Genomic DNA, 258 nt, shown 5'->3' with positions numbered 1-258 from the left:
ATCGTCGACCTGCGCGACCAATCGGTGTTTGCCCACGAAGCGCTGGTGCGAGGCGTGGCCGGGGAAGGTGCACTGTCGGTGTTAAATCAGGTTACAGAAGACAACCGCTACCGTTTCGACCAGCTCTGCCGGACCCGCGCCATCGAAGGCGCGGCGAGCCTTAATATGCAGACACACTTGTCGATCAACTTTTTGCCCAACGCCGTCTACCGTCCAGAGCTGTGCATTCGCAGCACACTGGAGGCCGCACGCAAACAC

At 59.7% G+C, this 258-nt stretch carries 1 protein-coding gene; it reads left to right on the top strand.

The features are described 5' to 3' along the window. Positions 1 to 258, top strand: a 258-nt coding sequence (locus tag AAEY83_RS16525; protein WP_502945209.1) for a hypothetical protein, incomplete at both ends; no start/stop codon positions are given.

The sequence above is a fragment of the Psychrobacter sp. TB20-MNA-CIBAN-0197 genome (assembly GCF_040309765.1).
Lineage (GTDB): Bacteria > Pseudomonadota > Gammaproteobacteria > Pseudomonadales > Moraxellaceae > Psychrobacter > Psychrobacter submarinus.
Note: the sequence above shows the minus strand (reverse complement) of the source record. Positions and strands in the feature narration are given on the sequence as shown.